Source organism: Aminiphilus sp. (assembly GCF_029975095.1).
Taxonomy (GTDB): domain Bacteria; phylum Synergistota; class Synergistia; order Synergistales; family Aminiphilaceae; genus Aminiphilus.
In genome coordinates this window covers 25,630-34,951 of the sequence record NZ_JARKPW010000147.1, presented here as the reverse complement: position 1 = coordinate 34,951, position 9,322 = coordinate 25,630, and the positions used below count along the sequence as shown (strand labels likewise).

At 66.0% G+C, this 9,322-nt stretch carries 12 protein-coding genes; 4 read left to right on the top strand and 8 right to left on the bottom strand.

Annotated elements, in window-relative coordinates; all coding sequences use genetic code 11:
- Both Q1K49_RS09090 and amrB read left to right on the top strand, forming a co-directional pair.
- A partial coding sequence (locus Q1K49_RS09090; RefSeq protein WP_300525307.1) for a DUF3160 domain-containing protein occupies window positions 1–1,345 on the top strand: 1,345 nt, incomplete at its 5' end.
- A 47-nt stretch (window positions 1,346–1,392) separates the two neighbouring features.
- The gene (gene amrB, locus Q1K49_RS09085; protein WP_300525304.1) at window positions 1,393–2,586 is read left to right on the top strand and encodes an AmmeMemoRadiSam system protein B; all 1,194 of its coding nucleotides are present in this window, start codon (window positions 1,393–1,395) and stop codon (window positions 2,584–2,586) included.
- Window positions 2,587–2,792: 206 nt separating this feature from the next.
- Here amrB and Q1K49_RS09080 read toward each other — a convergent pair whose 3' ends face one another.
- The 8 genes from Q1K49_RS09080 to Q1K49_RS09045 all read right to left on the bottom strand — a co-directional run bounded on the left by Q1K49_RS09080 (window position 2,793) and on the right by Q1K49_RS09045 (window position 6,484).
- Complete coding sequence (locus Q1K49_RS09080) at window positions 2,793–3,209, bottom strand: D-Ala-D-Ala carboxypeptidase family metallohydrolase (protein ID WP_300525301.1); 417 nt, start codon at window positions 3,207–3,209, stop codon at window positions 2,793–2,795.
- A gap of 6 nt (window positions 3,210–3,215) precedes the next feature.
- Window positions 3,216–3,542, bottom strand: coding sequence for a YvrJ family protein (locus Q1K49_RS09075; protein ID WP_300525298.1), 327 nt, complete (start codon window positions 3,540–3,542; stop codon window positions 3,216–3,218).
- 57 nt (window positions 3,543–3,599) lie between these two features.
- Window positions 3,600–3,806, bottom strand: a complete 207-nt coding sequence (locus Q1K49_RS09070; RefSeq protein ID WP_213693208.1) for a DUF2922 domain-containing protein — start codon at window positions 3,804–3,806, stop codon at window positions 3,600–3,602.
- A 134-nt stretch (window positions 3,807–3,940) separates the two neighbouring features.
- Window positions 3,941–4,120, bottom strand: coding sequence for a DUF1659 domain-containing protein (locus tag Q1K49_RS09065; RefSeq protein ID WP_366146059.1), 180 nt, complete (start codon window positions 4,118–4,120; stop codon window positions 3,941–3,943).
- Between the two features lie 340 nt (window positions 4,121–4,460).
- On the bottom strand, window positions 4,461–5,012 hold the full coding sequence (locus Q1K49_RS09060; RefSeq protein ID WP_300525291.1) for a GIY-YIG nuclease family protein: 552 nt from the start codon (window positions 5,010–5,012) through the stop codon (window positions 4,461–4,463).
- A gap of 5 nt (window positions 5,013–5,017) precedes the next feature.
- Complete coding sequence (locus tag Q1K49_RS09055) at window positions 5,018–5,473, bottom strand: toxin-antitoxin system HicB family antitoxin (RefSeq protein WP_300525289.1); 456 nt, start codon at window positions 5,471–5,473, stop codon at window positions 5,018–5,020.
- Window positions 5,470–5,817, bottom strand: coding sequence for a hypothetical protein (locus Q1K49_RS09050; RefSeq protein WP_300525287.1), 348 nt, complete (start codon window positions 5,815–5,817; stop codon window positions 5,470–5,472). Before Q1K49_RS09050 ends, Q1K49_RS09055 begins: the two co-directional genes overlap by 4 nt.
- 268 nt (window positions 5,818–6,085) lie before the next feature.
- A complete protein-coding gene (locus tag Q1K49_RS09045; protein ID WP_300525285.1) occupies window positions 6,086–6,484 on the bottom strand; it encodes a YkvA family protein in 399 nt (132 codons plus the stop codon).
- Between the two features lie 664 nt (window positions 6,485–7,148).
- Between Q1K49_RS09045 and Q1K49_RS09040 the strand changes: the two genes are divergently transcribed.
- On the top strand, window positions 7,149–7,553 hold the full coding sequence (locus Q1K49_RS09040) for an ImmA/IrrE family metallo-endopeptidase (RefSeq protein WP_300525282.1): 405 nt from the start codon (window positions 7,149–7,151) through the stop codon (window positions 7,551–7,553).
- Between the two features lie 1,021 nt (window positions 7,554–8,574).
- The gene (locus tag Q1K49_RS09035) at window positions 8,575–9,216 is read left to right on the top strand and encodes a class I SAM-dependent methyltransferase (protein ID WP_300525279.1); all 642 of its coding nucleotides are present in this window, start codon (window positions 8,575–8,577) and stop codon (window positions 9,214–9,216) included.
- Window positions 9,217–9,322 lie beyond the last annotated feature (106 nt).

Genomic DNA, 9,322 nt, shown 5'->3' with positions numbered 1-9,322 from the left:
CGGGGTCATCGCGGTGCTCTGTTCGCTGCTGGAGGACCCGGAGATCCGGCAGGTGTGGAAGCGCCTCTTCGATCCCTTCACCTATCTGGTGGGGGCGTCGAACGACAACTCGTGGTACGACTTCGGCCCCGTGACGGTCCGGAACTTCGCCGGGCTGCCCCTGGGGGACGAGGCGGCGCTGCGGCTCTACAACCGGGCGCTTCTCGCCGCGGCAAGGCCGCCGCTCATCGTGGGGGTGCCCGCTCCGCGCACCGGGGCGTCCCAGGAGGAGCGCGAGGAGGACGCCGTGGGATTCCGCTTCATCGGGCGGCGTTTCACCTTTGATGCGCTGGTGTTCAACATGCTCACGGCGCCGCAGACGGGGAGCGAGGAGCTGCCGCGCAATCTTCCCGATCCGCTGGACGTGATGGCGGTTCTCGGCTCGCCCGCGGCGCTCGGGGAGACCGGCGCCTTCGCCCGGTACGCCCGGTACGCGGAGAATCAGGCGGCGCTGCGCAAGCGGTGGCTCGCCTTCGGGGACGACCCTCTGTCGCGCAATGTCTACAGCGATCTGTTGCACCTGTTCTCGGACTACTTCGCTCCCACGGAGGGCGGGCAGTTCTTCAGCCGCACCCCCGAGTGGGAGTACAAGAAGCTGGTCACCGCGTCGGCGGCCTGGGCGGAGCTGAAGCACGACACCATCCTCTACGGCGAGCAGTCCGGAGCGGAGATGGGCGACGGCGGCGACGTGTGGTACGCGCCGGACTATCTGTTCCCCGAGCCGCGGGGGTACGTGGAGCCCGCGCCCCGTCTCTTCGCCGGGCTGGCCCGTGCGGCGGGCCGGGTGCGGGATTTTCTGGCCGAGGCGGGGTGGGATGACGAGGAATATCCCCGGAAGCTGGAGACGTTTGCGGGGCTGATGGGGCAGCTTGCGGACATTGCGGGACGGGAGGTGCGGGGCGAGCCGCTGGGCAGCGGGGATTTCCGGGTCATCCGGGAGTTTCCCGCGGCGCTCGACCGGGACCTGCTCTTTCCCGAGGACATGTCCGGGCTCTATCCCCCCTACATGGAGGACGTGGTTGAGCGACTGCGCATGGCCCTGGCGGCGGACGTCGCCACGGACTACTTTGAGGGGCGGGTGCTCTACGTGGCCACCGGCGCGCCCAAGGTGCTCCACGTCTTTGTGGACGACCGCTGGGGCGGCCCGCGGGTGACCCGGGGCGCCGTGTTCTCCTTCTACAGCTTCGACCGGCCTCTGTCGGAGGGGCGGCTTTCCGACGAGGAGTGGAAGGAGATGGTCTACCGGGGCGATCCCGCGGGTCTGGACGCCCTGCGCCCCGACTGGACCCGCCGCCCGGAGAGGTGATGCGGAGGGCGGAAAGCGCGGGTGGGGCGATGCGGAGGGGAGTCGCGGTGAAGCGGGCGGCGGCGACGACGAAAGAGCGCGGCGTGGCGGAAACGGCGGGCGGCGGTTGCGGCGCTGGTTCCGTCCCCGGTGCCGGGGCGTGCCCGCCCGGTTGCCCTCTGTCTCTGTACGGCGGCGCCCGTCGCGTGCTTGCTGTTGCCGTGCTCGTTGTTGTCGCGTTCGCCGCCGCGTTCGCCGCCGTCCTTGCGCCTGCGGCTGCGGCGCCGGATGCCGTGGCGGAAGTGGAAGCGGCGGGGTCGAAGGCCGCGGAGGGGGAAAGTCCGGCGGTCATGGTCTGCCCGCCCCTGCCGGAGGGCATCCGCCGCGCCCTTGCCGCGGCGGGGACGGGTGAAGGTGCGGCGCCTGCGACGGGAAAGACGGCGGAGGGCGTACCTCCGGAGGATGCGGGTTTTTCCGGGGGCGACGGTGCCGCGGAGGGCGCGGAGGGTGCGGCGGATCGGGATAACGCGGTTTCGCCTGCCGTGGCGGGGGGCATCGTTCCCCATCACGATCCGGCGGGAGCGATGATGCTGCGCTTCTACGACGCCCTCGCCGAGGCCGTTCCCGCGCCGGAGCGGATCATTCTCATCGCCCCGGACCACTACCGGGCCGGGCGGAGCCCCGTCTCCACTTGCGGGGCCGACTGGCTCACCGAATTCGGCCTCCTTTCCGCCGACCGGGAGGGCATTGCGGCCCTCACCGGGGCTGGGCTCGTGGAACGGCAGGATCGCCTCTTCCGGAGCGAGCACGGCATCACGAACCATCTGCCTCTGCTGCGCCGCACCTTTCCCGGCGCGACGGTGCTTCCCCTCGTGGTGCGCAAAGGGTTGTCCGACCTGCACCTGCTTGCCCTGCGCAAGGCCCTGCTCCCTCTGGTGGAACGGGGCGGCCTGATCCTTTTGAGCATGGATCTCTCTCACGGCAAAACCCCCGCCGGAGCCGCCGCCGAGGACGCCCGCACGCTTCCCGTCCTGCGGGAACTCCGCACCCCGGCCCTGCGCGGCCTCGACCTGGACTGTCCCCGGGGCGCGGCGCTCCTCTTCGCCCTTCTGCGGGACCTGGGCGCCACGCAGGCGCGCCTTCTCGACCACACCGACTCGTGTCTTCTGCTGAACGACGGCCGTTCCCCCTGCACCAGCTACGCCACGCTGCTCTATCTGCGCCATTCGTGCGGGCAGCGGGGCGCTCCTTCGGCCCGGTAGCCCCGGAGGTCTTGCCCGGTCGTTGCGGGAAAGGTGTGGATGTCGTTTCATGGGAGACTTTCCTGAGAGATTTGCTGAGGAGAGTTTCTCGGGCAATGCTCTTGGAAAATTTTCCAGGGAGATCTTTCTGAGAGATTTTCTTGGGAAATCTCCGGGGAACTGGAGCTGAATCCGGAATGAATTTCCGCGCCATCCCGGGCGCGGCCTCACTGAAGGGGGCGGGGGAAGAGGATGGCGGCGGCGCGGGAGAAGGGGACGTAGACTCCGGCGAGGCGGCCCCAGCGGGCGGGGGTGGGGCGCAGGTCGAGGTGGAGAAAGCCTCCGTCGTAGATGCCGATGCCGCCGAAGAGGCCGAGGGCGGCGGCGAGGTCGTAGGCGCGTCGGAGGGTGTGGCCCTGGAGAAGCACGTCCGCGGCCTTTCCTTGTGCGTGCATGCCCGGTGTGGTTTTGCGGTGTTCCTCCGGGTGGTCGGGGCAGCGGTAGCCCGACAGGACGATGATGGGCCGCCCGGCGAGGTCGCGCAGGGCCTGGAGCGCGGCGGGCAAAGCCGGGTCGAGCCGCAGTGCGCCGCAGTGTTTGCAGGCGAATTCGCGGGAGGAGAAGTTGCGCGTCAGGTCGCTCACGGGGCGTCACGCCTCGGGCGCGCCCGGTGCTGGTGCCGGTGCCGATGCGCTTGCGGGGGCGTGTCCCCGGGGGTGTTCGAGTGCGTGGGCATACCCATGTCCGGGTGCACCGGCGGCTCCGGGGGAGAAGTCCGGCGCGGTGTTCCGGGAGAGGTGGGCCTCGAAGCGGGCGACCTTCACTTCCATGCAGTGGCGCAGTTCGGTGATGGCCTCGGTGAGGTCGGTCATTTTCTTTTCGAGCCGCACAAGCAGGTAGGCCGCCACGACCACGGAAAAGCCGTGCTGCAGGATGAACTGAAGCAGTTCCCCGAGTTCCGTCGTTCCTCCGTTCATTGTATCACCTCCACAAAGAAAAAGCGGGGCGAAGGCCCCGCATCCTGACCGCATGGATCAGCCGATGAGTTTGGTGGTGGTCCGGGAGACGAGCTGCGCCCCCACGATGGTGTCGGGTCCGGCGGTGAAGACTTCGCTGTCGATGATGGCCTGCATGGCGGTCTGGACCTCCAGGGCGGTGAGATCCGTCCTGGGATTGGAGAGGGAGATCCGCCACTCCTTGCCGCTTGCGAGGCCGAAGATGAGGTAGAGGATGGTCGTCACAGAATGCACCTCCTTTCGTTACGTTTCACGATGTCCCACGCCGTTTGTATTGCGTCACGCGGAACAGGTTTTTGTGCGCGCCCGGGCCGGTCGTCACACGGCTTTTGCGCAGGTCGAGGGGCCGGTTTAGGCCGTCACGAGGTTGGTGGCCACGATCTGCACCTCGTTTCTGGGGTACAGGCAGAGCCCCGCAAGGGCGTCGGCTGTGGCGTCAACGGCGTCGGCGTCCGCGGCGGGGTCGATGCGCTCCAGGAGAGGGACTTGGTCTTGGGTTTGCCCCACTCGTCGCTGCCGGTCTGCACTTTCAGGACCATGCGCGCTCCATCGGGAAGAAACGTTGCCATCGTCGGTTCACCTCCATTTTGTTTTGGTTTGGCGCCTGCACACACTATACCGCACCGCTTCGCTGCGTCAATAGCATAAAGCGATGACTGCGGCGAGTTTCGACGCGGCTTTGTGCGAGCGGCGAGGAAACGAGGGTGAAAGGGGTGGAGCGGTGCCGGAAAAAGAGGCGGGGCGGGGGAGTGAGAGGGAATGAGGGGAGGGGCAGCGAGAGAGGCGGGAGAGGGGGGAGGAGTGACGCTGGGAGGTAGGGAGGCGGGAGGGGCAGCGTAGGGGCGCGAAGCGTTTGAAGAAAAATGGAGAGGGAGTTTTTCAGAGTTCGCTCAATGCTGTTTCGGAAATCTGTATCAGAGTCTGTTGCGTGTACGCCGCCCGTTCAGATTGCACGTCGCGGATAAAGCTCGCCAGTGTTGCGTGTCTGTTTTTCTGGATGTTCAAGGGGTAGGGGTGGGTGCAAAGTTCGCGGGCTTCCAAGTCCTCCGCTTCATGCCGAGAGTTGGTTGTTTGCCAACAGACATGGAGAGTGTCGAAATAGCCGTCGATCGTCTGTTGTCCGTCTGCATACGCGAAGTTGTTCAATGCGAGCAGGGCCAACCGGAGTGTCGAAAGAGACTTCAACAGCAGACAACGCCGCGTCAGTTGCTGAGCTGCGTGCTCTTTTATACGTCGTTTGAGGTCGTTTGCTATGCCGCAGTAGAGAGGCATGTTCTCTCCCGGTGGGAATAACAATCCTTCGCACATCGCGGTAATGCAGAGTGTCTTGAGAGCTGTGCGAGGGAAAAACCACCAGTAAATGCCGGGCGACGAAGGGATTCCAGACCATCTTGAGTTTCGAAGAAGCGATAACAGCTGTGGTGCAGTCATTCCGGTCACTTCCTGCTGACGGCGGTGCCTCTTTTACCGCCCTTGTCCGCGGGGGATTTTCCGTCGCGGGGGTGCGGCGCCTTGCGGGGCTGCGGTGTCGGGGGTTCTTCGTCCGCGTGGGGGGACGACAGGGCGGCGGCAAGCCTGCTGTTGAGGTAGCGGTTCAGGCTCATCTTTGCTTCGGCGGCGCGGATGGTGAGTGCGCGGTGCAGCGCGGGGGTGGTCCTCAGCGCGATCTTGCCGGAGCAGGCACGGTTCACGAGCGGTTCCGGGATGGGCTCTCCGGTTTTTTCCATGTCCCGGACGACAGTGGACACGAGGCGGCGAATTCCGGAAAAAGCCCGGGCCGGAGTCGGCGCAAGCCAGGAAAGGCTGGGAAATTCGGTGCAGAGCCCGACGTGTTCGCCGTCCTCGGGCGACCATTCCACTCGGTAGATGTAGCGCGAAACGTTCTCTTTCATCGTCGGTTCTTCCCTTCTTTCTCGTTCTTTCTTCTTTCCCCTTTGCCTTCGCCTTTCTCTTTCCCCTTGTCTTCGCCTTTGCGTTCGCCGCTCACCTCTTCGCGAAGAAGGCGATCGATCGCTGCAAGCACCTGCCGCACCTGGTAGGTTTTTGCCCTGCCGTTTCCGTCGGCCTGGATGGTGACGCGGGGATCTCCGGCCCAGGGTGTCCTGAAGACGGCGTGGCTGCCTCCGCGCTGCCTGGCGGGGCCGAAGTATGCTGTGCAGAGGTTTTCCAGGTCTTCGTATCGAACGTCGGAAGGATTGTTCCGCACGTTCGAAAGAAGTTTCTCGTGCCTGCTCATGGATGGATGATAGCACTATTGATAGCATTCTTCAACGACCGACGGCGAGAGAGGCGGGAGAAGGGGGCCTATGGCGAGGGAGGCGAAGAGGAGCGGGACGGCGGCGAAGCCACCGGCGCGCAGAGGCGGGGCGGGGGAGTGAGAGGGAACGAGGGGAGGGGCGTCGCCGGCCGCGGCGGGGAAGGCGCATTTCTCAGGGGCCTTGCATCTCCCAAGCACCTTTGCTATCACCGACGAGCGCGCCGGGGCGTCGCCGGCGTCGTGTGTTTCAGCGGAACCAGTCCTTCATTTTTTCGCGTGCGCGGTCCCTGTGGTCGTCCCGGACGTGCGCGGCGACGAGCAGCATGACGGCGACGATCGCGCCGAGGTCGTCCGTGAAGCCGGCGACAGGGATGAAATCCGGGATCAGATCGACCGGCAGGATGAAATAGCCGAGGGCGCCCGTGATCGCGGTCTTCGCCCAAAGCGGCGTCGCCTGGTCGCGCATGACGTAGTAGAGGAGCAGCGCTTTTTCGACGAGCCTCGCTCCCGCACGGAGCGCGACTCGTGCAATTTTCGCCCGAAAGCCGTCATCGCTGAAACGGCGGCCGTATTTTTCGTATCCGCTCCGGGGGCCGTCGCCGTCGTCGACGATCTCCGGGTCGATCACGTCGCGTTTTTCGTCCACGTTCCGAACTCCCTTCGGCCGGTTCCGGCCGTCGTATCCGTATTGAGACAGTACAGTAGAGTATAGTCCGGAAACGCCGGGAGGGGAACCGGGGAAGGCGCCGGGGGCGGGGCAGGGGCCGGGAGGGGCAGCGTTATCGCGGATCAGAGTTTGAACCCCCCGGGAGTCTTCGGAGATATGGTCGCGGATTTCGATTTCCTGTTCCTCCACCTCTTCCGCGTTCCTCATGGTCTTTGCGTTCGCGTTCTTCGTGGACTCTCCGGAAGATGTGACGGTGATTTCGGCTTTGCCGTCTCCTTCGGCCTCTTTGGCGCTCTCGGTCTCTTGGGTGGCGCCGGTCGCGTCGGAGCCTCGGCAAGTCCCGGCGTTGCCCTCAGCCTCTTGGGCGGCGTTGGCATCTCCGGAAGCGGTCTCGCCTTCGGTGCTCGCGTTTTGGGGAAGCACATCGAGGGGCTTTCCCGTGGCGGCGTCGCGCACCGTAGGAAGAGCGTGTCCGTTCGCCCGGTTCGTGGCGGCGATGCGCCCGAGGCGCGCACCCTGGACGGTGTTCCAGTCCGCGTTGCCCGGGTCGTGAGCTTGTCCCGCCCGTACACTTCCGCCACTTCGCCCAGAAGTTCCAGAAAGGCCGGGCCGTCATCGGGAATCATGGAAGGTGCCTCCTTTCGTGGAAAATGCCGTCCGGATCGCCGCACATCTGGGCATTCCCCTTTTTGAGAGCGCCTCCGACCAGTTCGACGCCGTGTTCGTGCGCGTCGGATCGAAGGGGGCCATCGGAGTGAACCGCAACGCCTACTGGGCCCGGAGACGCTTCTCCGTGGCCCACGAAATCGGCCACGCCGTGCTGAATCACCCGCCGGTCAACGCCTGCTACGGCGAGGGCGCGGGCCCGAAACGCCCCAGAATCTACGACCGCGAGGCGGACCGCTTCGCCGCGGAGCTGCTCATGCCGAAACTCTTCCTCTCCCGGGAGTGGTTCCGCTACAGCGATGACGCCCTGGCGAAGCGCTACCATGTCTCCAATCAGGCCATGGAGATCCGCCTCCGGGAACTCGGCTTCCTGCGGGAATAGCGCCCCCCGGCGTGGTTGTTCCGAAGCGGCGTTTTGCGGAGCGTCGTGTTCGGAGCGTTGTTTTCGGAGAGGGAGCGCGCTATAGTGGTTATGTCGGTGGTTATGCCATAGTCTGAGTGCAGCTTTTTCATGGCTTCAGGGCACCGAGGGCGCTTGGGTTGCGGGGGTTTGGAGAATGGAGTCCCGAGGTTGCTGGTGGGTTTGGAATGCCGGTCCGTGCTGTGGCTGTCTCGGGGGCATGAGTATCCTGTTGTGAGGTGCCGGGATCCTTGGGCAAGGTGGGGTTGCCCGGGGTGTTCGGAGTCCCCGAAGTTGTGTGTGGGCTTGGAATGCCAGGCCGTGCTGTGGCCATCTCGGGGCTGTTACGCGACAGGATACACTGACCCTGTAACGACAGGGGAAACGGACCCACTCCTCTCGGAAAAGGGGGCTATGGTTCGTAAAGGGAGTACGCTTCCGACAGATCAACCAGATCGACCGGACCTACCGGAGGCTGGCATGCAGAGGACGGAAGACGTCTCAAGGAGTCTTCAACTGCATCAAAAAGGCTTTGGAAGTCTTCGCATAGCGGAAGAGTTCGGCATCAGCAGGAAATCGCCCCGCCCGGATCGAGCGGCGAGCGTGGGCGCCCGGGGGAAAACGACAGAGGAGGAATGACGATGGTGTGCGCGGAGGGTTCCTGTTCCATGGCTTCTTCGGTTTTTCCGGCCTTGTCGGTCGTGCCGGACCTGCCGGGCTTAGCCGTCCCGTCCGCTTCGTCCGCCGTCTCTGTCGTGGCGGTCGTGCCGGACCTGCCGGGCTTAGCCGTCCCGTCCGCTTCGTCCGCCGTCTCTCTCGTGCCCGCTTCTTTCGCCTTGCCGCCGGCCTTGTCGCTTGCCCCGATTCCGCCCGCTCCGTCCGCACCCGAGCCTTTCCCTTTCCCCGCGTCCGCCGCCGCCGGGACGACTTTCCCCGCGTCTGCGGGTCGTGCGCCCGCTCCGGCCGTTCCGCCTTCTCCGGCCACCGCGGGAGCGTGCGCAGCATGAGCGCCTCGACGGCCCTTCTTCTCGTCATCGTCGCCATCGCCCTCGTCGGTGGGGCATACAGCCTCGTCTCCCGCCGCCGGAGCCTGCCCTGCCCGGTGTGGCTCCGCGGGCTCGTCGAGATGGACAATCCCTTCGCCAAGGTGCACCAGGCCGCGTTCATCGTGGAGACCCTCGCCCTGTCGCCCGGCATGGTTGTTCTGGACGCGGGGTGCGGCCCCGGACGCCTCACCGTCCCCCTTGCCCGGAGCGTCGGCCCGGAAGGCCGCGTCGTCGCGATGGACATCCAGCAGGGAATGCTCGCCCGGGCCAGGGAGAAGACCCAGGCCGCGGGACTTGCGAACGTGGACTTTTTCGCCGCCGGTCTCGGCGAGGGAAAACTCCCCGCCGGCCACTTCGACCGCGTCGTTCTGGTCACCGTCCTGGGGGAGATCCCCGACCGCGCCGCCGCGCTCGCCGAACTCTTCCGCACCCTCAAACCCGGCGGCGTGCTGGCGGTCGTGGAGCTGATCTTCGATCCGCACTTTCAGTCCCGCAGTGCCGCCACCGCTCTTGCGACAGGGGCGGGCTTTCGGGAGCGCGCCTTCTTCGGCCGCCGGTTTGCGTACATCCTCCATTTCGAAAAGCCGCAGGGCCGCTGACGCCGGCGTTTCGCCGGAGCGGAAGAACCGGACGCCCTGCCGCGCCACGGACGGGACGCCTCTTCAATCGGGCTCGCCCACCGCGGCGAATTGCGCCGCTGCGCAC

Excerpts from the sequence above, each read along its gene's own strand:
- Q1K49_RS09075 (WP_300525298.1), bottom strand. The coding sequence starts at position 3,542 with ATGAACGGAGGAACGACGGAACTCGGGGAACTGCTTCAGTTCATCCTG.
- Q1K49_RS09065 (WP_366146059.1), bottom strand. The coding sequence starts at position 4,120 with ATGGTCCTGAAAGTGCAGACCGGCAGCGACGAGTGGGGCAAACCCAAG.
- Q1K49_RS09060 (WP_300525291.1), bottom strand. The coding sequence starts at position 5,012 with ATGACTGCACCACAGCTGTTATCGCTTCTTCGAAACTCAAGATGGTCT.
- Q1K49_RS09055 (WP_300525289.1), bottom strand. The coding sequence starts at position 5,473 with ATGAAAGAGAACGTTTCGCGCTACATCTACCGAGTGGAATGGTCGCCC.
- Q1K49_RS09050 (WP_300525287.1), bottom strand. The coding sequence starts at position 5,817 with ATGAGCAGGCACGAGAAACTTCTTTCGAACGTGCGGAACAATCCTTCC.
- Q1K49_RS09035 (WP_300525279.1), top strand. The coding sequence starts at position 8,575 with ATGAGCGCCTCGACGGCCCTTCTTCTCGTCATCGTCGCCATCGCCCTC.